This is a genomic window from Streptomyces sp. NPDC085932 (assembly GCF_044540525.1).
Lineage (GTDB): Bacteria > Actinomycetota > Actinomycetes > Streptomycetales > Streptomycetaceae > Streptomyces > Streptomyces levis.
On record NZ_JBITSJ010000005.1, the window covers coordinates 123,914 to 145,282 of the forward strand.

Here is a 21,369-nt window from a genome sequence, read left to right on the forward strand (position 1 = left end):
CGGGGGGGGGGGGGGGGGGGGGGTGGTGGGGGGGGGGGGGGGGGGGGGGGGGGCGGGGGGGGGGGGGCGGGGGCCCCCGCCGCCCCCGTGCCCCGCCGGGGGGGGGGGGGGCGGGCCCGCCCCCCCCCCCACGCCGGAGGATCACTTCACGCGCCCGTACCAGACGCTCTTGGTCCAGATCTTCTGCAACCGCACCACGTCACCGGTCTTCGGGGAGTGCCAGAGCTTGTTCTTACCCGCGTAGATACCCACGTGGTACACGCTGCTGCCCGAGTGGAAGAACACCAGGTCCCCCGCCTTGCGGTTCTTGGCGGAGATGTGGCGCGTCTTGTTGTACTGCTGGGCGGCCGTGCGCGGGAGCTTCTTGCCCGCCTTCTTGAACGCGTAGAGCGTCAGCCCCGAGCAGTCGAACCGGTGCGGTCCGGTGGCCCCGTACTTGTAGGGCGAACCCTTCTTGGAGGCCGCGATCTGGAGTGCCTTGGTCGCCGGCGCGGCGGCCGCCGCTTCGGACGAGAAGCCGGGCGCCACGATCGAGCCGCCCACGGCGGCGATGGTGAGGGCCGAAGCCGTACCGGCCCGGACCATCAGCGACGGGACACGATTGAGCGCAGTCATGCGCAACCCTTCGTCAGCCGCCTGTGAAGGATGACCTGTCGGATTCGGGCTGGCGAAGTTGCCCGGCCGCTGACGCGGCTTCACCCCAAGGGCTGCTCGGACCGGTCATGGCGTGACCGTCCCGGCGACCCGTCGTGCTTGGGTCCTCCACTCCTGCCGATCCACTCCTGTCGACCGGTCATCCGGGCGGCGGCAGGACTCGGCGTCCGCCCGGATCGCCCCGCCGCTGTGGCGGGGGCTTGTCGTCAGACAGGGATCTTGACTCATGGTTGTCCTGAATTCCCAACGGAACCGGGGATTTGTGTTGTTACTCACCACTCACCCGTTCGGGTGGACACGTCTGTGTTCGACCGGCTGTCCACGGCTTTGCGGACGGCCGGACCAGCGATGGAACGCCCCATTCCGCCCCACAGGTCCGCGCGTTGCGCAACTGTGAGGGGCCGAAAAAGGGATCCCCGTCTACTCCGAACAGGGGTACGTCGTTTGGTCCGTTTCGACTCAGGGCCGGACGCGCCGCCGACCCGACGGCGGCCCGGGCCGTCGTCGGCGCGTCAACTCACGGACTCCGGCGGCAGCGTGACGCGGGCCGTGCGCCGCTCGCCGTCCAGCACCCGCAGCGCGCGGGCCAGCGTGGCGGCGTGCAGTTCCGCCTCGCCCCGGTGGTGCATCACCGCCAGCGCGTCGCGCAGTGCGGTGGCCTTGCCGACCAGGGCCTGGGCGGCCCGCAGTCCGCGGTAGGTGTCGCCGGGCAGCGCCGGGTTGATCCGTCCGAGCAGGTCGACGACGTCGAGGTAGCGGTCGATCAACTCCGCCTCGGCGCGGGTCAGGGCGGGCAGCGGCGGCAGTTCGGGAGGCAGCACGGCCGGCTCACCGCCCCGTCGGGACGGGCCGGACGGCCTTGCGGTCGGGCATGATCCGGTCCACCAGGCCGTACTCCACCGCATCTTGGGCGGTGAGGAACCTGTCCCGATCGAGGTCCTCGCCCACCTGTTCCCGGGTGCGGCCGGTGTGGTGGGCCAGCAGCTCCTCCATCAGCGTCCGCACGCGCCTCAACTCCTCCGCCCGGACGGCCAGATCACCGGCCCGGCCCCGGACCGGCTCGGGCAGTGCGGGCTGGCGGAGCACCATGCGGGCGTCGGTCAGCGTGAAGCGCTTGCCGGGTGTCCCCGCCGCCAGCAGCACCGAGGCCTCCGTACCCGCCTGGCCCAGGCAGATGGTCTCCACGTCGCACGAGACGTACTGCATCGTGTCGTGGATCGCCGTCATCGCGTGGAAGCTGCCCCCGGGCGAGTTGATGTAGAGCGAGATGTCGCGGTCCGGGTCCTGGTGTTCCAGGTACATGAACTGGGCCATCACGTCGTTCGCCGAGGTCTCGTCCACCGGCGTGCCCAGGAAGACGATCCGCTCCTCCAGGAGCTCGGAGTACGGATCCGTCGTCCGTGGTCCTGCCCCCGTGCGTTCGGTGAACCCGGGCAGCACGTGACGGGCCGACGGTCGGCTCATGGTGAACCCCTCCTCGCGGACAGGGCTGTCTCCGGCGACAGCTTCCTCTGTAAAAAATGTACAGGACGTACGTGACGTTATGATGGGGTCATGGCCTACGAGATTCCGGTGACGCAAGCCAGGGCTGAGCTCGCCGACCTGATCAACCGCGTGGTGTACGCCGGTGAGCGCGTCGTCGTGACCCGTCACGGCAAGCCCCTCGTCGCCCTCGTCTCCGCCGATGACCTGCGGCGACTGGAGGAGGCCCGGGAGGTCGCGGAGCCGGCCGGGGAGCAGGTGATCAGCGCGGTGTCCACCGTCCGCGAGGTCGCGTCCGCCCCCGGCGAACGGCGGCGGTTCGGGATCGCGGCGGAGCACCGGGGGACCGGACCCGCCTAGCCGGCCCGAACGGAAGAGGACCAGCCGGCCCGAACGGAAAAGGACCGTGCACCCCCGTCCGCTACAGCGGGGGCGCACGGTCGTTCTGTCGTGCGGTCCGCTTCCGCGGCCGCCCGGTCGTGGGGTCGCGGCTAGCCGACGGCCGCCAGGTCCCGCGGCTCGGCCGCGGGCGCCCCGGCCCGCTTCCGCGCGCGAAGCGTGCCGCCGAGCAGGACGGCACCCAGGCCCAGCACCGCCCACCAGGCCAGCGTCAGTGCGGGTCCGGTCGCCGCCGCGCCGTCGAAGTACGACACCGAGCGCAGCAGCGTCGTGCCCGCGCCGGGCGGCAGCCACTGGCCGATCGCGCCGGCCGGCTCGGGCAGCATCTGCGGTGCCGACGCGGCGCCGGAGAACGGATTGCCGAGCAGCATCACCACGCCGCCGGCGATCCCGAGGCCGGCCGGGCCCATCAGCGCGGCGAGTCCGGCGACGGCGCCGCTGACGGCCAGCGACGACAGTCCGAGCACGGCGGCCTCGGCCCACCAGTCACCGGTGAGCACCCCGAGCCAGCTGTCCGCGATCCCGGCCCCGATCACACCCACCAGCGCGGAGGCGCCGAGCAGGGCGCCCACGGCCCGCAGCCCGCTCAGCCGCAGCACGGTGACCACCGCGCCCGCCGCGATGCCGGCCAGCGCCAGGGGCAGTACGGAGGCGCTCAGCGCGGCGCCCCGCGGGTCGCTCGGCGGGGCGGCCACCACGTCGGCCGTCCTGACCTGCGTGCCCTCGGCGGCGGCCTGCCGCGTGACGGCCTGCTGGAGCAGCTGGGCCACGGCCGGACCGCCGGCGGAGGCCGTGAGCAGTTCGGGCCCCTGCGCTGTGACCACGACCGCGCCGTACACCGTGCGGTCCTCGACGGCGTCCCGGGCTGCGGCCTCGTCGGCGTAGCGGTGAATCTCGAAGGCGCCCTCGTGCCGCTCCAGTTGCCGCTCCACCTGGGCCGCCGCGGCGGGCGGTCCGGCGACGCCGAGCGGCAGGTCGCGCGGCGCGGTGCGGGCGGCCGGCCAGGCGAAGGCCCACAGGGCCAGGGCGGCGAGGACGGGAACGAGGACGACGACCGCGATCAGTCGGCGATTCGGCGTGTGGGACATGAGGGTCTCCTGCGGGCGGCGGACCGGCCTCGGGAACGGTCGGCGGTAAAAAGAAGGATCGTTCGTTTTTGCTCTGCCACCACCGTGCTCCGCCGGGCGCGCCTTGTCAAGAATGAATATTCGTTTTACGTTGGGGACCATGGCCCGCGTGTCCCAGGAACACCTCGACGCCCGCCGCCGCCAGATCCTCGACGGCGCCGCGGTCTGCTTCGCCCGCAACGGCTTCCACGCCACGTCCATGCAGGACGTGCTGAAGGAGGTCGGCCTGTCCGCCGGCGCGGTCTACCGCTACTTCAGTGGCAAGGACGAACTGATCGGGGCGATCGTCGGCGAGGTCCTCGGCTCGGTCCGCGGGGCCTTCGAGGAGGCGTCCCGGCAGAGCCCGCCCCCGCCGCCGGACGCACTCGTGGCGACCGTCCTCGGCTCGGTGCTCGCCGCCCGCGAGTATCTGCTCGTCGACGGCAGGCCCGCCTTCCCGCGCCTCGTCATCCAGGTGTGGCCGGAGACCCTGCGCAACGAGGAGCTGGCGGCCGTCCTGCGCGAGGGGTACGGCTCCGTCCGCGCGGCCTGGGCGAAGATCGTCGAGGGGTACCAGCGGGCCGGGATGATGCGGCCGGACGTCGAGCCCGACCATGTGGCCCGCACGATGATCGCCGCCGTGCTCGGGTTCATCGCCCAGCAGTCCCTGTTCGGACCCGCCCCGGTCGAGGTCCTCCGGGACGGTCTGCGGGCCCTGATGAGCATGCGGGACGAGCCCGCCCCGATGCCCGGGTCACAGTCGGGTTAACGTGCCCGAAACGCGGTCCAACTAGCCTGCCGTCCCACGCCACCTGGCACTTTGCCCCGTGGCCGCGGCACCCGGGTCCCGCACGGCCCGGAGCGAGGACTGTGAGGTGGGACGTGCAGCTGACCCCGCACGAGCAAGAACGACTGCTGATCCACGTGGCGGCCGACGTGGCGGCCAGGCGCCGGGCCCGCGGGCTCCGGCTCAACCACCCCGAGGCGGTCGCCCTCATCACGTCGCACATCCTCGAAGGCGCCCGGGACGGCCGCACCGTCGCCGAACTCATGTCCTCCGGACGCACGTTGCTCACCCGAGACGACGTGATGGAAGGGGTCCCGGAGATGATCCACGACGTCCAGGTCGAGGCCACCTTCCCGGACGGCACCAAGCTCGTCACCGTCCACGAGCCGATCGTCTGAGGGGGCTCCGCATGATCCCCGGAGAGATCCTCTTCGCCGAGGACCCGATCGTCTGCAACGAGGGCCACGAGGTCACCCGGCTCACCGTGCTCAACGCCGCCGACCGGCCCGTCCAGGTCGGCTCCCACTACCACTTCGCCGAGGCCAATCCCGGCCTGGAGTTCGACCGGGCCGCGGCGCGGGGCAAGCGGCTGAACGTCGCCGCCGGCACGGCCGTGCGCTTCGAACCGGGGATCCCCGTCGACGTCGAACTCGTTCCGCTCACCGGCGCCCGTGTCGTGCCCGGTCTGCGCGGGGAGACCGGAGGTGCCCTCGATGCCTGAGATCTCGCGTGCCGCGTACGCCGACCTGTTCGGCCCGACGACCGGCGACCGGATCCGGCTCGCCGACACCGATCTGCTCGTGGAGATCGAGGAGGACCGCTCCGGCGGTCCCGGACGCGCCGGTGACGAGGCCGTGTTCGGCGGCGGCAAGGTCATCCGCGAGTCCATGGGCCAGTCCCGTGCCACGCGCGCGGAGGGCACGCCGGACACCGTGATCACCGGCGCGGTGATCATCGACCACTGGGGGATCGTCAAGGCCGACGTCGGCATCCGCGACGGCCGTATCACCGGCATCGGCAAGGCCGGCAACCCCGACACCATGGACGGCGTCCACCCGGACCTGGTCATCGGCCCGGAGACCGAGATCATCGCCGGCAACGGGCGGATCCTCACGGCCGGCGCGATCGACGCGCACGTCCACTTCATCTGCCCGCAGATCGCGGACGAGGCCCTGGCGTCGGGCGTCACGACCCTGGTCGGCGGCGGCACCGGCCCGGCCGAGGGCTCCAAGGCGACGACCGTGACCCCCGGCCCCTGGCATCTGGCCCGGATGCTGGAGGCCATGGAGGCCTACCCGCTCAACATCGGATTCCTCGGCAAGGGCAACACCGTCTCCCACGAGGCGATGCTGTCGCAGATCCGGGGCGGGGCACTCGGCCTGAAACTGCACGAGGACTGGGGCTCCACCCCGGCCGTCATCGACGCCTCGCTGACCGTCGCCGAGCGGACGGGCATCCAGGTCGCCATCCACACGGACACCCTGAACGAGGCCGGTTTCGTCGGCGACACGCTCGCCGCCATCGCCGGACGGGGCATCCACGCCTACCACACCGAGGGCGCGGGCGGCGGGCACGCGCCGGACATCATGACCGTGGTCTCCGAGTCCCACGTGCTGCCCAGCTCCACCAACCCGACCCGGCCCTTCACCGTCAACACCGCCGAGGAACACCTCGACATGCTGATGGTGTGCCACCACCTCAACCCGGCCGTGCCGGAGGACCTGGCGTTCGCCGAGTCCCGCATCCGCCCCTCCACCATCGGCGCGGAGGACGTGCTGCACGACCTCGGCGCGATCTCCATCATCTCCTCCGACTCGCAGGCGATGGGACGCGTCGGCGAGGTCGTCCTGCGGACCTGGCAGACCGCCCACGTCATGAAGCGGCGGCGCGGCGCGCTGCCCGGCGACGGCCGGGCCGACAACCACCGGGTGCGCCGCTACGTCGCCAAGTACACGATCAATCCCGCCCTCGCCCAGGGCCTCGCCCGCGAGATCGGGTCGGTGGAGAGCGGCAAGCTGGCCGACCTGGTGCTGTGGGAGCCCGCGTTCTTCGGCGTCAAGCCGCACCTGGTCGTCAAGGGCGGGCAGATCGCTTACGCGCAGATGGGCGACGCCAACGCCTCCATCCCGACCCCGCAACCGGTCCTGCCGCGCCCGATGTACGGCGCGATCGGCCGGGCCCCTGCGGCCAACTCCGTCAACTTCGTCGCGCCCCTGGCCGTCGAGGACGGGCTCCCGGAGCGTCTCGCGCTCGGCAAGCGGTTCGTGGCCATCGAGTCGACCCGCTCGGTCACCAAGGCCGACATGCGCGAGAACGACGCCCGGCCCGACGTGCGCATCGATCCCGACAGCTTCGCCGTGCACATCGACGGGGAGCTCGTCGAGGCGACACCCGCGGCCGAGCTGCCCATGGCGCAGCGCTACTTCCTCTTCTGAAGGCGAGGTCGCGATGTCACGGGCGGCACTGCTCGTCCTGGCCGACGGCCGGTTCCCCGCCGGAGGCCACGCGCACTCCGGCGGGGCCGAGGAAGCCGTCAAGGCCGGGCGGATCAGCGGGGCGGCGAGCCTGGCGGAATTCTGCCGGGGGCGGCTGCACACGGCCGGGCTGGTCTCGGCTGCCCTCGCGGCCTCCGCGGCGCTCGGCATCGACCCCGTCACGCTGGACGGCGCGGCGGACGCCCGCACGCCCTCACCCGCGCTGCGGGCCGCCGCGCGCAAACTGGGGCGGCAGTTGCTGCGGGCCGCCCGGGCAACCTGGCCGTCCGCCGAACTGGACGCCCTCGGACGGCAGTTCCCCAAGGGAGCGCATCAACCGGTGGTCCTCGGTCTCGCGGCGCGGGCGGCCGGCCTCGGGCCGGTGGACGCGGCGTACTGCGCGGCGTACGAGAGCGTGAGCGGGCCGGCCACGGCGACCGTGCGGTTGCTGAGCCTGGACCCCTTCGACGCGACCGGAGTGCTGGCCCGGCTGGCTCCCGAGCTGGACCGGGTCGTGGACCGGGCGGTGGAGGCGGCCCGCCGGGTCGTCGGCGAAGGCGTCGACGCGCTGCCCGCCGCGTCCGCGCCCCTGCTGGAGATCGGGGCGGAGCAGCACGCGGGGTGGCCCGTACGGCTGTTCGCCTCGTAACCGCCCTCCGAACCCCGTGCAGACCAACCCCTCAGCTGCCCGGCCGTCCCCCCGGCTCGCACCCGGCACCGGATCCCGCCCCCTACCCAGTCGCCCGCGACCCCGGGCCCGCCCCATCAGGAGCCGCACATGCACCTCGATCATCACCACGACGGCCCCACCGCCGTCGGTGCCGACGCCCACCGCCCCGACGGCAGCCGCCGTGCTCTGCGCATCGGGCTCGGCGGGCCCGTGGGCTCCGGGAAGACCGCCACCGTCGCGGCGCTGTGCCGGGCCCTGCGGGACGAACTGTCGCTCGCGGTCGTCACCAACGACATCTACACGCGGGAGGACGCCGAGTTCCTGCTGCGGGAGGCCGTCCTGCCGCCCGAGCGGATCACCGCCGTCGAGACCGGGGCCTGCCCGCACACCGCGATCCGGGACGACATCTCCGCCAACCTGGAGGCCGTGGAGGACCTGGAGGACGCGGTCGGCCCGCTGGACCTGATCCTCGTGGAGTCCGGCGGGGACAACCTCACCGCGACCTTCTCCAAAGGCCTCGTCGACGCGCAGATCTTCGTCATCGACGTGGCCGGGGGTGACGACATCCCGCGCAAGGGCGGGCCCGGCGTGACCACCGCCGACCTGCTCGTGGTGAACAAGACCGACCTCGCCCCCCATGTCGGCTCCGACCTGGCCCGCATGGCCGCCGACGCCAAGGCGCAGCGCGCCGAACTGCCGGTCGTCTTCCAGTCGCTGCGTGGCGGACCCGGGGTCTCCGACGTCGCCGCCTGGGTGCGCGGCCGGCTCGCCGCCTGGACGGCGGGCGCGTGAACACGGCCGGGGTGCGGTCCGTGGCGAGGATCGTCGCCCGGGACGACGGCCGGGGCGGGACCGCGCTGCCCGTGCTGGCGAGCGACGGGCCGCTGGCGTTGCGACGCACCCGGGCCACCGGGGCCGGGGCTCGGGTCATGCTGGTCGGCGCCATGAGCGGCCCGCTCGGCGGCGATCACTTCACGGTGCACGCCCGGGTCGAGGCGGGCGCGACGCTGTCCCTCGGATCGGCCGCCGCCACCCTCGCCCTGCCCGGCCAGGCCAAGGGCGAGGCACGCTACGACGTCCGGCTCGACGTCGCCGACCACGCCGAACTGCACTGGCTGCCCGAACAGTTGATCTCCGCCCAGGGCAGCGACCTGTACGTCACGACCCGGGCCGAGGTGGCCGCCACGGCCCGGCTCGTGCTGCGCGAGGAACAGGTGCTGGGGCGGGCCGGCGAGCGGCCCGGGCGTCTGACGAGCCGTCTGACCGTACGGGTGGCCGGGCGCCTCGTGCTCGACCAGGAACTGGCCTGCGGGCCCGGCGCACCCGCCGGCTGGGACGGACCGGCCGGCCTCGGGGGGCAGCGCGCGGTGGGGCAACTCGTGGCGGTACGTCCCGAGTTCGCGGCCGAGCCGGTGGCGGGCAGGACGCTGGCCGAAGGCGCCGCGCTCATGCCGCTCGCCGGCCCCGCCGCGCTGGTCACCGCCGTGGCGCCGGACGCCCTCCGGCTGCGGCGGCTGCTCGACGAGGCCCTCACCCTGCTCGGGTAGCCGTCCGCACAACAGGAGTGGCACTCCGTTTATCGGATTGGCAAAGAAGGATGCCCGCCCCTGTTCTCAGGTACCTCACAACCGCGAGGATCCCCCGTACTGATCGCAACTGAGTACGGGGAGGTCCCCCTTGAGGGGTACGAGACCGAAGAGGCGGATGGCGGCGCTCGGTTCGGCCGGCGCGCTCGTCACGGCCACGCTGATAGCCGGCGCCGTCGCGGCGCCCACGGCGAACGCGAGCGCGGGCAGCGGCCCCGGCCAGAACCGTGAGGCCCGGGGAACCGCCATCGCCGCCGAGCGCGCCGCGAAGGCCGGCATCGACTGGCAGGACTGCCCTGCCGACTGGAACCTGGCCAAGCCGATCCAGTGCGGGTACGTCACCGTGCCCCTCGACTACGCCAAGCCGTACGGCAAGCAGATCAAGCTCGCCGTCGACCGCATCGGCAACACCGGCACGAAGGCCGAGCGGCAGGGCGCGCTCATCTACAACCCCGGCGGCCCCGGCGGCTCCGGACTGCGCTTCCCGGCCCGCGTCACGAGCAAGAACCCCATCTGGGCCAACGCCGCCAAGGCCTACGACTTCGTGGGCTTCGACCCGCGCGGCGTGGGCAAGTCCACGCCCATCTCCTGCGTCGACCCGCAGGAGTTCGTCAAGGCGCCCAAGATGGACCCGGTGCCCGACTCCGAGGCCGACAAGCTCGCCCAGCGCAAGCTGGCCCGCGAGTACGCCGAGGGCTGCCACGAGCGCAGCGGCTGGATGCTGCCGCACATGACCACGCCGAACACCGCGCGCGACCTCGACGTCATCCGCGCCGCCCTCGGCGAGAAGAAGCTCAACTTCCTCGGCGTCTCCTACGGCACCTACCTCGGCGCCGTCTACGGCACGCTCTTCCCGGGCCACGTGCGCCGCATGGTCGTCGACAGCGTCGTCAACCCGTCCCGCGAGAAGATCTGGTACCAGGCCAACCTGGACCAGGACGTCGCCTTCGAGGGCCGCTGGAAGGACTGGCAGGACTGGGTCGCGAAGAACGACGCGACCTACCACCTGGGCGACACCCGCGCCGAGGTCCAGGAGCAGTGGCTGAAGCTGCGCGCCACCGCCAAGAAGAGCCCGCTCGGCGGGGTCGTCGGCCCGGCCGAGCTGATCTCCTTCTTCCAGAGCGCCCCGTACTACGACTCCCAGTGGGCCCCGGTCGCCGCGGTGTTCAGCAAGTACGTCGCCGGGGACACCCAGGCGCTGGTGGACGCCGCCGCGCCCGACCTGTCGGACACCGCGGGCAACGCCGCCTCCGAGAACGGCAACGCCGTGTACACGGCCGTGGAGTGCGCCGACGCCAAGTGGCCCACCAGCTGGCAGCGGTGGGACCGTGACAACACGCGGCTGCACCGGGACCACCCGTTCATGACCTGGGCCAACGCATGGATGAACCTGCCGTGCGCCACCTGGCCGGTCAAGCAGCAGACGCCGCTGAACGTGAAGACCGGCAAGGGCCTGCCGCCGGTGCTGATCGTGCAGTCCGAGCGTGACGCGGCCACCCCGTACGAGGGTGCCGTCGAGCTGCACCAGCGGTTCAAGGGCTCGCGCCTGATCACCGAGAAGGACGCGGGCTCCCACGGTGTCACCGGCCTGACCAACCCGTGCATCAACACCCGGGTGGACAGCTACCTGCTCACCGGCGAACTGGACCGCGCGGACGTGACCTGCGCGCCGCACGCCACGCCGAAGCCGTAGCCACCGGCCGCCGTACGGCGACGAGGGGCGGCCGGACCACCGGCCGCCCCTCCCTCACGCGGCCCCCGCCGGACCACCGGCCGCCCCTCCCTCACGCGGCCCCGCCCCGTTTTCCGTCCGGCAGCCCAAGCCCGCTCTCCTCAAGCCGCCCCCGTGAACCAGGCGTCCTCGGCCGCGTAGTCGAACAGGTCCGGGTAGACGCGCGCGAGTGAGGGGAACGCCTCACGCCAGTCCCGCCCGGCCAGCCTGCGGGTGAGGTCGTCGACCGTCTCCGGGAGGCTCTCGGCGTAGGACACGACCGGCCGGTAGCCCAGCTCCCGTGCGGCGGCCGACATGTCGCACACCACCGGCAGCTCCGCCGACCAGGGCGAGCTGCCCACGGACGGCGGCGGCGGCGGCCCGGCCGGCAGGACCGTCTCCGTCCGCACCCCCATCACCGCGTCGACGGCCGCCCCGATCTCCGCCGCACTGGGCGGCTCCGGGTCACAGGCGTTGAGCGCACGCGAGCCGGGCCGGGCCGCCGCCAGCCGGATCAGCTCGGCGATGTTCCGGGCCGCCGCGGTGTGGAACAGGCTCGCGCCCCGGAAGGCGAGCACCCGCCGGCGCCGGCCGTCCAGGTTCCGTTTCACGAAGTACAGCTCGCGGGGGAGCGGGCTGTGCGGCCCGTGCACCGCGCCCGCGCGCAGCACCGTCGTGGGCGGACCGCCGCCCGCGGTCAGGAGTTCGCGCTCCAGGGCGGCCTTGCGGGCGCTGTACGTGGCGTCGCCCGGCGCGACCGTGGGCTGGTCCTCGCCGATCGGCACGGGATAGCGCGGGTGACCGCCCGGCTCGCCCATCGTGTCGAAGCCGCGGCCCTCGCCGTCCTCGTACACGGACACCGTGGAGACGACGACCGCCGAGCCGACGCGGCCGGCCAGGGCGGTCAACTGCCGGGCGTGCCGGGCATCGTAGGCGACGACGTCGACCACCAGGTCGCAGCCGTCGCCGATCAGGGCGCCCAGTGCCGCGTCGTCCTCGCGGTCCACTCGCGCCACCCGGACGTCCCCGGGCCAGGCCTCGTCGCGGCCGCCGCCGCGGGAGGCCGCCGTCACGGCCCAGCCGTCCCGGGCCAGCGCCGCCACCGCCGGCCGGCCGATCTGCCCGCCCGCCCCGATCACCACAGCACGTCTCATGCCGCGACCGTAGAGCGCCCCGTCCTGCCCCGGGAACGGCTTCTGCCGACAGCAGAGGTCACCGCAGGGGCATGCGCGGGAACTTCCGCTCCTTCGCGGCGGCCTCCTCGGCCTTCACCACGGCCGCGTACCGGTCGACGTACTCCTGCTCGGACAGCGAGAGGATCGCGTACATGATCTCGTCGGTGATGGCGCGCAGCACGGCCTTCTCGTTCTCCATGCCCTCGTAGCGGGAGAAGTCGAGTGGCTCGCCGAAGCGGATCACGACCGGGTGGATCCGGGGGATGACCTTGCCGGGCGGCTGGGCCTCGAACGTGCCGATCATCGCGCAGGGCACGACCGGGACCCCGGCCTTCAGGGCCATCACCGCGACACCGACCTTGCCCTTGTAGAGCCGGCCGTCGTGCGAGCGGGTGCCCTCGGGGTAGATGCCGAGCAACTCGTCCTTGCCCAGCACGCCGAGGCCCTCGCGGATCGCCGCCTGGCCCGCGTCCTTGCCGGAGCGGTCGACCGGGATCTGCCCCGCGCTGCGGAAGAAGAAGGCCGTCAGACGGCCCTTGACGCCGGGGCCCGTGAAGTACTCGGCCTTGGCGAGGAAGGTGATGCGCCGCTTGAGGATGGCGGGCATCAGGAAGTGGTCCGAGAACGACAGGTGATTGCCGGCGATGATCGCCGCGCCCTCCGCCGGCACGTGCTCCAGACCCTCTATTCGAGGCCGGAAGACCAGTCTCAGCAGCGGCCCCAGCAGCACGTATTTCAACAGGTAGTAGAACAAAGCGGGCGCTCCTCGACTCTGGCGGTGGGCTCAACCGCCGCGTTCCAGCAGGTCAACCGGCATGTCGTGGGGTGCCAGTGTAGGTGCAGGGGCAGTCGCCGGGCACCTCGTGCGCAGGACCGCGCCGATCCTTCACGCTTTGACTGACGGTCAGTCAGTCAAGGTGTGTCCGGTGGTGCCCGTGCGGCCGGGGAGCAACGCGGGACCAGCGTGCTGCTCCGTACGAGTGACCGGCAAGCCGATCGCGGGGCATGGCGGGATGACGGGGGTGCCTGTCCGGCCACTGGCTCTGCGGCCCCGCCGAGTAGTCTGCGAAGCATGCGGATCTCTGTTTCCTCGGACATGGACGAGCCCGTCGCCCGCTCCCTCGTGGCCGCCCTGCGCGACCGCGGACACGAGGTGCGCCCGCACGGCGCCCTGCGCGACGGGGACGACCCGCAGTGGGCGGTGTGCTCCGAGGCGGCCGCTCGCGAGGTCGCCGACGGCACGGCCGACCAGGCCGTGGTGTGCTGCTGGACCGGCACGGGCGCCTCGATCGCCGCCAACAAGGTGCCCGGAGTCCGGGCCGCCCTGTGCACGGACGCCTACACGGCCGACGGGGCCCGCCGCTGGAACGACGCCAACGTGCTCGCGCTCAGCCTGCGGCTGACGTCCGAGCCGCTGCTGAAGGAGATCCTCGACGCCTGGTTCGGGGCGGTGCCCAGCACGGACGCCGAGGACCGGCAGAACGTGGACCGGGTGCGCCTGCTCGACCACGGCAAGACCCGGATGTGACGGTCACAGCCGGACGACGATCAGCGCGGTGTCGTCCGTGGCGCCGCCGGACGGCAGCAGTTCCAGCAGGACCGTGTCGGCGAGGGTCTCGGGGTCCTGGTCGCGGTGGCGGCGCAGGGCGTCGGCGAGCCGGGCCAGCCCCGCGTCGATGTCCTCATGGCGCCGCTCGATCAGCCCGTCGGTGTACAGCACCAGCGTGGTGCCCGGCGTGAACACCGTCTCGGCCTGGGGCCGGGGGATCGGATCGGGCCGGGCGTCGAGGGGTGTGTCCGTCGCCCGGTCGAGGAACCGGGTGCGGCCGTCGGGGTGGACCAGCACGGGCGGTGGGTGTCCCGCGCTGCTGTAGGTGATGGTCTGCCGCTCGAAGTCGATGAAGGTCGTCACCGCCGTCGCCGACTCGGCGCCGTCGACCACGTGCGCGTAGCGCCCGAGCACGTCCAGCGCCTGCGCCGGGCCCGCGGCGACCCGGGAGGCCGCGCTGAGCGCGCTGCGCAGCTGCCCCATGACGCCGGCGGCCGCCAGGCCGTGCCCGACCACGTCGCCCACGGACACTCCGATCCGGTGGCCGCCGACGAGTTCCACCAGGTCGTACCAGTCCCCGCAGACGTTGAGCGCGCCGACGGCCGGGCGGTAGCGGACGGCGGCCCGGTGGTGGCGGCTGACCTGGCGCCGGGCGGGCAGCATCGCCTCCTGCAGCGCCAGTGCCACCTCCCGCTCCCGCGAGTGCGCCTGGCGCAGCCGCTCGTTGAGCTGCTGGAGCTCACGGGCGCGGGTGTACAGCTCCGCCTCCAGCACCCGCGCGCGGCCGTTGCGGTCCCCGGCGCGGCCCCGGGCCCGGATCAGCTCCGTGACCTCCTCGACGCGGTGCACGATCAGCGCCACCTTCCCGTCGGAGCCGAGCACCGGCGCGTTCACCGGGCTCCAGTAGCGCTCCTCCCACTCCCCGGGGCGTTCCGGGTCCTCGACGTCGTAGCGCTGCAGCGCCATGGCGTCGCGCTCGCCGGTGGCCAGCACGCGGTACAGCGACGCCTCCAGATTGCGCATGCCCGTCGCGGACGGGTCGTTGGGGTTGTCCGGGAAGACGTCGAACACGTAGCGGCCGATCAGCTGCTCGCGGGAGCGGCCGGAGCCCCGGACGAACTCCTCGTTGACGTCCGCGTACACCAGCTCGGGCGTCAGGAGCGCCACCATGCCGGGCAGGGACTGGAACATCGCCGCGTAGTCGATCGCCGATTCCGTCATGGCCGCCGCCTCACCGATGCCAGGAATCATCCCAGTTTCGCACGGTATGGGCGTACCTCACCCGGGCGTCATTCCGGGACGCCCGTCAGCGGCTGCTCGGCCCAGATGATCTTCCCGTCGGGGATGAAGCGCGTGCCCCACCGCTGGGTCAGCTGGGAGACCAGCAGCAGCCCGCGCCCGCCCTCGTCCGTCGTGCGGGGATGACGCAGATGGGGCGCGGTGGCGCCGTTGTCGAAGACCTCGCACACCAGGGCGCGCTCGCGGATCAGCCGGAGCCGGATGGGCCCGGTGGAGTAGCGGATGGCGTTGGTGACCAGCTCGCTCACCACCAGTTCCGTGGTGAACACCAGCTCGTCCAGGCCCCAGTGCGCCAGCTGCCGGGTGGCCGTGCGGCGGGCCTCGGCGACGACGGCCGGGTCGGAGGGCAGCTCCCAGTCCGCCACCTGCCCGGTGCCGAGACGTTTCGTCCGGGCCATCAGCAGGGCCACGTCGTCGAAGGGACGGGCGGGCACCAGCGCGTCGACCACGGTCCGGCAGTACGTGTCGAGCGGCCCCGCCTGTTCCAGGGCCCGGCGCAGCCGGTCCCGGCCGGCGTCGACGGCCCAGGCCTCGCTGCGGGCCAGCAGCCCGTCGGTGTGCAGGGCCAGCGTGCTGCCCTCCGCGAGGGTCAGTTCCACCGCCTCGAACGGCGGGCCGCCCACGCCGAGCGCCGGGCCCTGCGGGAGATCGACGAACGTGACCGATCCGTCGGGCCGCACCACCGCGGGGGCGGGCTGGCCCGCCGCGGCCATCGCGCAGCCGCCGTCGACCGGGTCGTAGACGGCGTACAGGCATCCGGCGCCCACGGAGCGCCCGCCGTCGGCGCCCGCCGCACCCGGTTCGGCCTCCTCCCGCGCCGACCGCGCCACCAGGTCGTCCAGGTGCGCCAGCACCTCCTCGGGCGGCAGATCCAGCGCGGCCAGCGTCCGCACGGCGGTCCGCAACTGCCCCATGGCCGCCGCGGCGTCGATGCCGTGCCCGGGCACCTCGCCCACGACGAGCGCCACCCGCCCCCCGGACAGCGGGATGAGGTCGTACCAGTCGCCGCCGAGGCCGGTCAGCTCGTCCGCCGGGCGGTAGCACGCGGCCACCTCGACGGCGTCCTGCTCGGGCAGCCGGTGAGGGAGCAGACTGCGCTGCAGGACGAGCGCGGCGTCGCGCTCACGGGTGTAGCGGTGGGCGTTGTCCAGGCACACGGCCGCGCGGGCGACGAGGTCCTCCGCCAGTCGCAGGTCCTCCGCGTCGAAGGGCTCGCGGTGGGTGCGCCGGTAGAAGCTGGTCAGGCCCAGGGTGGTGCCCCGCGACCGGATCGGCACCGTCAGCACACTGTGCAGGCCCAGTTCCCGGAAGGTGGCCCGCCGGCCGCCCGGGGCGTCGGTGGTCCAGTCCCGGGAGGACGGGTCGAGCCGCTCCGCGCGCCAGGACCGGCCCGAGGTCAGACAGCGGACCGGGGGCGACCCGGCGGGATAGGTGGCCACGTCCCCGACGGGTACGACCACGGCCGGCAGGTCCTCGTCCGCGGCCCGGTGGCCCGCGCGGCGCAGCGCCACCGGCTCCGCCGTGTCCGGGAGCGGCCCGGGCGTCAGCTCGCCACCGCGCAGCACCGTCTCCAGCAGGTCCACGGAGGCGAAGTCGGCCAGTCCCGGCACCGCCACGTCGGCCAGTTCCTGCGCGGTGCGCATGAGGTCCAGGCTCCGGCCGATGTTCTCACCGGCCCGGTCGAGCAGCGCCAGCCGCTGCCGGGCCCGGTGCCGCTCGGTCATGTCCACGACCGTGTAGTAGACGCCTATCGGGTGGCCCCGGTCGTCCTCCAGCCGGGTGAAGGACAGCATGTGCGCCGTCTCCCGCAGCGGCGCCGACCGCACATGGCCCACGTGCTCGTAACCGACGACCGGCTCGCCCGTCTCCAGCACGTGCCGCATCTGCGCCTCGACCGCCTGCGCGTCCAGCCCCGGCTGCACGTCCGCGAACCGCAGCCCGAGCCTGCGCGGGGCCGGTCCGCCGCCGAACTGCTCCAGGGCGGCGTTGGACCACACGAACCGCAGGTCCGTGTCCACGATCGCGATGCCGACGGGAGCGTCGGACACCATCCGCTCCAGCACCGTCCGGCTCATGTCCCAGCCGGGGGCCCCGGCCAGCTCCGACAGCAGCACCAGCCAGCGGGAGCCGCCGTGCGCCTCCTCGGCCGGGGTGATGCGCGCGGCGACCCGCACCGGCCGCCCGTCCTTGCGGCGGACCGTCAGCAGCCCTCGCCAGCCGCCGTCCCTGCGGCACCGCTCGACCAGGTCCGGCACCCGCTGCGCGTCCTCGTCGGCCAGCAGATCGGCGAGCTTGCGGCCCACCGCCTCGGCGGCCGGATACGCCAGCAGGCGCCGGGCGTCGTCGGTCCAGGCCGTCACCACGCCCTGCGGATCGAGCAACAGCGGCGCCGCGTCGGCCACGTCGAACCGCTGCCGGGCAGTGCCGTACTCCTCGTCTGCGCCCACGGCCGACCTCTCTGTCGCTGAGAGTGGTCTACCACCTCTTGCCCCCATCTTCACCCTTCCGGTGAGAGGGGGCGGCTTGTGCAGGGCCGGTCGGGGAGGCCCGGGGCCGGGCAGCCGCTCGCCCGGCCCCGGGCCTCCGGCCCCTTACCCGAGGACCTTCTCCAGGGCCCCGAGCGCCCCACGGAGCTCCTCGCCGGTGATGGTCAGCGGCGGTGCCAGGCGGATCGTCGAGCCGTGGGTGTCCTTCACCAGGATCCCCTCGCGCATCAGGCGCTCGCTGATCTCGCGGCCGGAGCCGAGCGCGGGGTCGACGTCGACGCCCGCCCACAGCCCGCGCGAGCGGAAGCCGACCACGCCCTTGCCGACCAGGCCCGCCAGGCCCTCCCGCAGGATGACGCCCAGTTCGGCCGCCCGGCGCTGGAACTCGCCCGTCTCCAGCAGTTCGACGACCGCCGTGCCGACCGCGGCCGCCAGCGGGTTGCCGCCGAAGGTCGAGCCGTGCTCGCCCGGGTGCAGCACCCCGAGCACGTCCCGCCGCCCGACCACCGCCGACACCGGCACGATGCCGCCGCCCAGCGCCTTGCCCAGCAGCAGCACGTCCGGCACCACCGACTCGTGCTCCACCGCCAGGGTGCTGCCCGTCCGGCCGAGCCCGGACTGGATCTCGTCCGCCACGAACAGACACCCCTTGCGGCGGGTCAGCTCGCGGACGCCGGCCAGGTAGCCGTCGTCCGGGATGATCACCCCGGCCTCGCCCTGGATCGGCTCGATCAGCACCGCCGCCGTGGTCTCGTCGACCGCCGCCTCCAGCGCGGCCAGGTCGTTGTACGGCACGATCCGGAACCCCGGGGTGAAGGGCCCGAACCCGGTCCGCGCGGTCTCGTCCGTGGAGAAGCTGACGATCGTCGTCGTCCGGCCGTGGAAGTTGTCCGCCGCCACCACGATCGTGGCCCGGTCCGCCGGGACGCCCTTGACGTCGTAGGCCCACTTGCGGGCCACCTTCACCCCGCTCTCCACCGCCTCGGCGCCGGTGTTCATGGGCAGCACCATGTCCTGCCCGGTCAGCGCGGCCAGCCGCTCGGCGAACTCCGCGAGCCGGTCGTTGTGGAACGCCCGCGAGGTCAGGGTCAGCCGGTCGAGCTGGCGGTGGGCCGCCTCGACCAGCGCCGGGTGCCGGTGGCCGAAGTTGAGGGCCGAGTAACCGGCCAGCATGTCGAGGTACCGGCGGCCCTCCACGTCCTCCACCCAGGTGCCCTCGGCGCGGGCGACGACCACGGGCAGCGGGTGGTAGTTGTGCGCGAGGACCGGCTCCTCCGCGCGGATGAGCTCCTCGGAGCCGCGACCGCCCCGCGCGCCGGGGTTCTCCTGCGGGCCACGGGTGGTGACGGGTGCGGTCATGAGCGGATCTCCCGGATCTCCTGGGTGCAGCACTTGATGCCGCCCCCGGCCTTGTGGAACTCGGACAGGTCGACGGGGACGGGGACGTAGCCGCGGTCGGCCAGCTGCCCGGCCAGGCCCGTCGCCCCGGGTGGGACGAAGACGTGGCGCCCGTCGGAGACGGAGTTGAGCCCGAACGCCATCGCGTCCTCGCGGGTGGCGAGCACCGCGTCCGGGTACAGCCGGGCGAGCACCTCGCGGCTGCCCGGCGAGAACGCCTCGGGGTAGTAGGCGATGTTCCCGTCGAGCTCGTCGTCGAGGACGAACAGCGCGGTGTCGAGGTGGTAGAAGTGCGGATCCACCAGCGTCAGGCCGATCACCGGAACGCCGAAGTACTCCTGCGCCTCGGCGTGGGCCTCCCGGGTCGTGCGGAAGCCCGTCCCGGCGAGGATCCAGCGCCCGGCCGGCACGAAGTCGCCCTCGCCCTCGCAGACCGACTCGGGGTGGTAGACCTCGTAGCCCTCCGTCTTGAACCACGCCTCGTAGGGCACGGACTCGGGACGGCGCTCGGGCGCGTGGAACAGCGAGCCGAAGACGCGCCCGTCGACCACGACCGCCGCGTTCGCGGCGAAGACCATGTCGGGCAGGCCGGGAACGGGTTTCACACTGTCCACGGTATGGCCGTGGGCACGGTAGGTGTCGACCAGCGCCTGCCACTGGTCCAGGGCCCTGATCACGTCGACGGGTTCGTCGGGGTGCATCCAGGGGTTGATCGCGTACTGCACGGCGAAGTGTCTGGGTTCGCAGACGAGGTAGCGCCGCCGGCGCGGCACACGGGAGTCGGGCACGAAGGGGTCCCTCCGCTTCCTCACGGTGTGTGACAGGTGGTTGACACAACGGTAGGAACTGACGGCGAGGGCCGACAAGGAACAAAGGTTGCGCGTCCACGCAGGAACGCTGCGTCTTCCGGCCGGCCGGCGCACGGGTGCTGCGCCGCCCCGGAGCTACTCGGGCGCCGGGTGGCTGGCTCCCGCCTCCGGACTCTCCGGCAGCAGATGGGACAGCACCATCACGCTGATCGTCTTCCGGATGAACGGCTCCTGCCGGATGCGCTCCAGCACCTCCTCGAAGTGCTCCACGTCCCGCGCCCGCACGTGCAGCAGCGCGTCCGCGCCGCCGGTCACGGTCATCGCCGCGGTGATCTCCGGGTAGTCGCGCACGACGTCGGCCAGCCGCCGCGGCGGGGCTGCGCCCTCGCAGTACACCTCGACGTAGGCCTCCGTGCGCCAGCCCAGCGCCGACGGCTTGACGGTCGCCGTGAACCCGGTGATCACGCCCGTCTCCCGCAGCCGGTCCACCCGCCGCTTGACCGCCGTGGCCGACAGCCCGATCGCCGTGCCGATCTCCGCGAACGACGTCCGGGCGTTCGCCATCAGCGCCGTGACGATCTTCCGGTCGAGTTCGTCGAACGCCGGGGACCTGCTGTTCATGCGGGCACTGTATCCACCGGCCCCGCGCCCCTACACTCCACGTTCATGCTGCGCGCCCTGGCTGTCGACGACGAACGCCCCTCCCTGGAGGAACTGCTCTACCTGCTGCAGGCCGACCCCCGCATCGGCAGCGCGGAGGGCGCCGGTGACGCGACCGAGGCACTGCGCCGCATCAACCGCGCCCTGGAGTCCGGCCCGGGCGGGCCGGAGGCCATCGACGTGGTCTTCCTCGACATCCAGATGCCGGGGCTCGACGGCCTCGACCTGGCCAGGCTGCTCACCGGTTTCGCCCGCCCGCCGCTCGTCGTGTTCGTCACCGCCCACGAGGACTTCGCCGTGCAGGCCTTCGACCTCAAGGCCGTCGACTACGTCCTCAAACCCGTCCGCAAGGAACGCCTCGCCGAGGCCGTCCGCCGGGCCGCCGAGCTGCGCGGGGCCACCCCCCGCATCCCGGTGAGCGAGCCCGACCCGGACCACATACCCGTCGAGCTCGGCGGCGTGACCCGCTTCGTCGCCGTCGACGACATCACCCACGTCGAGGCCCAGGGCGACTACGCCCGCCTGCACACCGTCAGGGGCAGCCACCTGGTCCGCATCCCGCTGTCCACCCTGGAGGAGCGCTGGCGCTCGCGCGGCTTCGTCCGCATCCACCGCCGCCACCTCGTCGCCCTGCGCCACATCGGCGAACTCCGCCTCGACGCCGGCACCGTGAGCGTCCTCGTCGGCTCCGAGGAGCTCCAGGTCAGCCGCCGCCACACGCGGGAACTGCGCGACCTGCTCATGAGGAGGACGTGACGGTGCCCCAGGACCACACCGAACGCCGCGTCGTCGTCACCGGCCCGCCCCGGCAGGCCCGGCGGGCCTCCGGCTACTACCGCCCGCGCACCGAGATCGACGAGCAGACCACCCTCGGCCACACCTACGTCCGCTCCCTGATGCGCACCCAGCTGCGCGCCGGCCTCACCGTCTTCGCGGTCCTCGGCCTGCTCGTCGGCCCGCTCCCGCTGCTGTTCGCCGCCATGCCCGGCGCCCGCCGCCTGGAGTGGGCCGTCCTCGGCTTCGGCCTCTACCTCCCCCTGGTGCTGCTCGCCCGCTGGTACGTCCGCCGCGCCGAGCGCAACGAGCGCGACTTCGTCCGCCTCGTCGAGGACCGCTGACGCCAC

At 73.3% G+C, this 21,369-nt stretch carries 23 protein-coding genes and 1 riboswitch; of the genes, 12 read left to right on the plus strand and 11 right to left on the minus strand.

Features of this window, described 5'->3' with window-relative positions:
- Window positions 1–141: 141 nt before the first annotated feature.
- From ACIGAQ_RS24620 to ACIGAQ_RS24630, 3 genes are all read right to left on the minus strand, one after another.
- On the minus strand, window positions 142–615 hold the full coding sequence (locus tag ACIGAQ_RS24620) for a C40 family peptidase (protein WP_311682128.1): 474 nt from the start codon (window positions 613–615) through the stop codon (window positions 142–144).
- A 3-nt stretch (window positions 616–618) separates the two neighbouring features.
- Window positions 619–830, minus strand: a riboswitch (cyclic di-AMP (ydaO/yuaA leader).
- Between the two features lie 336 nt (window positions 831–1,166).
- The gene (locus ACIGAQ_RS24625; RefSeq protein ID WP_311682127.1) at window positions 1,167–1,475 is read right to left on the minus strand and encodes a hypothetical protein; all 309 of its coding nucleotides are present in this window, start codon (window positions 1,473–1,475) and stop codon (window positions 1,167–1,169) included.
- Between the two features lie 7 nt (window positions 1,476–1,482).
- The gene (locus ACIGAQ_RS24630) at window positions 1,483–2,118 is read right to left on the minus strand and encodes an ATP-dependent Clp protease proteolytic subunit (RefSeq protein ID WP_399786133.1); all 636 of its coding nucleotides are present in this window, start codon (window positions 2,116–2,118) and stop codon (window positions 1,483–1,485) included.
- Window positions 2,119–2,208: 90 nt separating this feature from the next.
- On the opposite strand from ACIGAQ_RS24630, the gene ACIGAQ_RS24635 reads away from it, so the two are divergent.
- Window positions 2,209–2,496: a type II toxin-antitoxin system Phd/YefM family antitoxin gene (locus ACIGAQ_RS24635; protein WP_311682124.1), complete on the plus strand. Its 288-nt coding sequence runs from the start codon at window positions 2,209–2,211 to the stop codon at window positions 2,494–2,496.
- 131 nt (window positions 2,497–2,627) lie between these two features.
- On the opposite strand, the gene ACIGAQ_RS24640 is transcribed toward ACIGAQ_RS24635, so the two are convergent.
- Window positions 2,628–3,623, minus strand: a complete 996-nt coding sequence (locus ACIGAQ_RS24640) for an ABC transporter permease (protein WP_399786137.1) — start codon at window positions 3,621–3,623, stop codon at window positions 2,628–2,630.
- A 139-nt stretch (window positions 3,624–3,762) separates the two neighbouring features.
- Between ACIGAQ_RS24640 and ACIGAQ_RS24645 the strand changes: the two genes are divergently transcribed.
- From ACIGAQ_RS24645 to ACIGAQ_RS24680, 8 genes are all read left to right on the plus strand, one after another.
- Window positions 3,763–4,410, plus strand: coding sequence for a TetR/AcrR family transcriptional regulator (locus ACIGAQ_RS24645; protein ID WP_399786141.1), 648 nt, complete (start codon window positions 3,763–3,765; stop codon window positions 4,408–4,410).
- Between the two features lie 113 nt (window positions 4,411–4,523).
- Window positions 4,524–4,826: an urease subunit gamma gene (locus tag ACIGAQ_RS24650; RefSeq protein WP_094054404.1), complete on the plus strand. Its 303-nt coding sequence runs from the start codon at window positions 4,524–4,526 to the stop codon at window positions 4,824–4,826.
- An 11-nt stretch (window positions 4,827–4,837) separates the two neighbouring features.
- Window positions 4,838–5,149: an urease subunit beta gene (locus ACIGAQ_RS24655; RefSeq protein WP_399786144.1), complete on the plus strand. Its 312-nt coding sequence runs from the start codon at window positions 4,838–4,840 to the stop codon at window positions 5,147–5,149.
- On the plus strand, window positions 5,142–6,863 hold the full coding sequence (locus ACIGAQ_RS24660; RefSeq protein ID WP_399786147.1) for an urease subunit alpha: 1,722 nt from the start codon (window positions 5,142–5,144) through the stop codon (window positions 6,861–6,863). Before ACIGAQ_RS24655 ends, ACIGAQ_RS24660 begins: the two co-directional genes overlap by 8 nt.
- A gap of 13 nt (window positions 6,864–6,876) precedes the next feature.
- Window positions 6,877–7,551 carry an urease accessory protein UreF gene (locus ACIGAQ_RS24665; protein ID WP_399786150.1) on the plus strand — a complete coding sequence of 225 codons (675 nt, stop codon included), beginning with the start codon at window positions 6,877–6,879 and terminating at the stop codon, window positions 7,549–7,551.
- 129 nt (window positions 7,552–7,680) lie between these two features.
- Complete coding sequence (gene ureG, locus ACIGAQ_RS24670) at window positions 7,681–8,364, plus strand: urease accessory protein UreG (protein ID WP_311682117.1); 684 nt, start codon at window positions 7,681–7,683, stop codon at window positions 8,362–8,364.
- Window positions 8,361–9,119 carry an urease accessory protein UreD gene (locus ACIGAQ_RS24675; RefSeq protein ID WP_399786153.1) on the plus strand — a complete coding sequence of 253 codons (759 nt, stop codon included), beginning with the start codon at window positions 8,361–8,363 and terminating at the stop codon, window positions 9,117–9,119. Before ureG ends, ACIGAQ_RS24675 begins: the two co-directional genes overlap by 4 nt.
- A gap of 157 nt (window positions 9,120–9,276) precedes the next feature.
- Window positions 9,277–10,851 carry an alpha/beta hydrolase gene (locus ACIGAQ_RS24680; protein WP_399786156.1) on the plus strand — a complete coding sequence of 525 codons (1,575 nt, stop codon included), beginning with the start codon at window positions 9,277–9,279 and terminating at the stop codon, window positions 10,849–10,851.
- 140 nt (window positions 10,852–10,991) lie between these two features.
- Here ACIGAQ_RS24680 and ACIGAQ_RS24685 read toward each other — a convergent pair whose 3' ends face one another.
- A complete protein-coding gene (locus tag ACIGAQ_RS24685; protein ID WP_399786158.1) occupies window positions 10,992–12,023 on the minus strand; it encodes an NAD-dependent epimerase/dehydratase family protein in 1,032 nt (343 codons plus the stop codon).
- A gap of 58 nt (window positions 12,024–12,081) precedes the next feature.
- A complete protein-coding gene (locus tag ACIGAQ_RS24690; RefSeq protein WP_311682113.1) occupies window positions 12,082–12,798 on the minus strand; it encodes a lysophospholipid acyltransferase family protein in 717 nt (238 codons plus the stop codon).
- 318 nt (window positions 12,799–13,116) lie between these two features.
- On the opposite strand from ACIGAQ_RS24690, the gene ACIGAQ_RS24695 reads away from it, so the two are divergent.
- On the plus strand, window positions 13,117–13,572 hold the full coding sequence (locus ACIGAQ_RS24695; protein WP_311682111.1) for an RpiB/LacA/LacB family sugar-phosphate isomerase: 456 nt from the start codon (window positions 13,117–13,119) through the stop codon (window positions 13,570–13,572).
- Window positions 13,573–13,575: 3 nt separating this feature from the next.
- Here the strand turns inward: ACIGAQ_RS24695 and ACIGAQ_RS24700 are convergent, their stop codons facing one another.
- From ACIGAQ_RS24700 to ACIGAQ_RS24720, 5 genes are all read right to left on the minus strand, one after another.
- Window positions 13,576–14,814, minus strand: a complete 1,239-nt coding sequence (locus ACIGAQ_RS24700; RefSeq protein WP_399786161.1) for a PP2C family protein-serine/threonine phosphatase — start codon at window positions 14,812–14,814, stop codon at window positions 13,576–13,578.
- A gap of 68 nt (window positions 14,815–14,882) precedes the next feature.
- On the minus strand, window positions 14,883–17,339 hold the full coding sequence (locus ACIGAQ_RS24705; RefSeq protein ID WP_399786164.1) for a SpoIIE family protein phosphatase: 2,457 nt from the start codon (window positions 17,337–17,339) through the stop codon (window positions 14,883–14,885).
- Window positions 17,340–17,483: 144 nt separating this feature from the next.
- Entirely contained in the window at window positions 17,484–18,737 is a 1,254-nt protein-coding gene (gene rocD / locus ACIGAQ_RS24710; RefSeq protein WP_399786167.1) for an ornithine--oxo-acid transaminase, read from the minus strand.
- Window positions 18,734–19,564: a dimethylargininase gene (ddaH, locus tag ACIGAQ_RS24715; protein WP_399786170.1), complete on the minus strand. Its 831-nt coding sequence runs from the start codon at window positions 19,562–19,564 to the stop codon at window positions 18,734–18,736. Before ddaH ends, rocD begins: the two co-directional genes overlap by 4 nt.
- Window positions 19,565–19,720: 156 nt before the next feature.
- Window positions 19,721–20,206, minus strand: coding sequence for an Lrp/AsnC family transcriptional regulator (locus tag ACIGAQ_RS24720; protein WP_311682105.1), 486 nt, complete (start codon window positions 20,204–20,206; stop codon window positions 19,721–19,723).
- A gap of 45 nt (window positions 20,207–20,251) precedes the next feature.
- Here ACIGAQ_RS24720 and ACIGAQ_RS24725 point away from each other — a divergent pair, with 45 nt between their 5' ends.
- Both ACIGAQ_RS24725 and ACIGAQ_RS24730 read left to right on the plus strand, forming a co-directional pair.
- Window positions 20,252–21,001: a LytR/AlgR family response regulator transcription factor gene (locus ACIGAQ_RS24725; protein ID WP_399786173.1), complete on the plus strand. Its 750-nt coding sequence runs from the start codon at window positions 20,252–20,254 to the stop codon at window positions 20,999–21,001.
- 2 nt (window positions 21,002–21,003) lie between these two features.
- Window positions 21,004–21,363: a hypothetical protein gene (locus ACIGAQ_RS24730; protein ID WP_311682324.1), complete on the plus strand. Its 360-nt coding sequence runs from the start codon at window positions 21,004–21,006 to the stop codon at window positions 21,361–21,363.
- The last annotated feature ends 6 nt before the right edge of the window (window positions 21,364–21,369 follow it).

Coding starts and splice junctions, on each gene's coding strand:
- ACIGAQ_RS24640 (WP_399786137.1), bottom strand. CDS start 3,623: ATGTCCCACACGCCGAATCGCCGACTGATCGCGGTCGTCGTCCTCGTT.
- ACIGAQ_RS24725 (WP_399786173.1), top strand. CDS start 20,252: ATGCTGCGCGCCCTGGCTGTCGACGACGAACGCCCCTCCCTGGAGGAA.
- ACIGAQ_RS24635 (WP_311682124.1), top strand. CDS start 2,209: ATGGCCTACGAGATTCCGGTGACGCAAGCCAGGGCTGAGCTCGCCGAC.
- ACIGAQ_RS24700 (WP_399786161.1), bottom strand. CDS start 14,814: ATGACGGAATCGGCGATCGACTACGCGGCGATGTTCCAGTCCCTGCCC.
- ACIGAQ_RS24720 (WP_311682105.1), bottom strand. CDS start 20,206: ATGAACAGCAGGTCCCCGGCGTTCGACGAACTCGACCGGAAGATCGTC.
- ACIGAQ_RS24660 (WP_399786147.1), top strand. CDS start 5,142: ATGCCTGAGATCTCGCGTGCCGCGTACGCCGACCTGTTCGGCCCGACG.
- ACIGAQ_RS24655 (WP_399786144.1), top strand. CDS start 4,838: ATGATCCCCGGAGAGATCCTCTTCGCCGAGGACCCGATCGTCTGCAAC.
- ACIGAQ_RS24680 (WP_399786156.1), top strand. CDS start 9,277: ATGGCGGCGCTCGGTTCGGCCGGCGCGCTCGTCACGGCCACGCTGATA.
- ACIGAQ_RS24620 (WP_311682128.1), bottom strand. CDS start 615: ATGACTGCGCTCAATCGTGTCCCGTCGCTGATGGTCCGGGCCGGTACG.
- ACIGAQ_RS24665 (WP_399786150.1), top strand. CDS start 6,877: ATGTCACGGGCGGCACTGCTCGTCCTGGCCGACGGCCGGTTCCCCGCC.
- ureG (WP_311682117.1), top strand. CDS start 7,681: ATGCACCTCGATCATCACCACGACGGCCCCACCGCCGTCGGTGCCGAC.
- ACIGAQ_RS24695 (WP_311682111.1), top strand. CDS start 13,117: ATGCGGATCTCTGTTTCCTCGGACATGGACGAGCCCGTCGCCCGCTCC.
- rocD (WP_399786167.1), bottom strand. CDS start 18,737: ATGACCGCACCCGTCACCACCCGTGGCCCGCAGGAGAACCCCGGCGCG.
- ACIGAQ_RS24685 (WP_399786158.1), bottom strand. CDS start 12,023: ATGAGACGTGCTGTGGTGATCGGGGCGGGCGGGCAGATCGGCCGGCCG.
- ACIGAQ_RS24630 (WP_399786133.1), bottom strand. CDS start 2,118: ATGAGCCGACCGTCGGCCCGTCACGTGCTGCCCGGGTTCACCGAACGC.
- ACIGAQ_RS24645 (WP_399786141.1), top strand. CDS start 3,763: ATGGCCCGCGTGTCCCAGGAACACCTCGACGCCCGCCGCCGCCAGATC.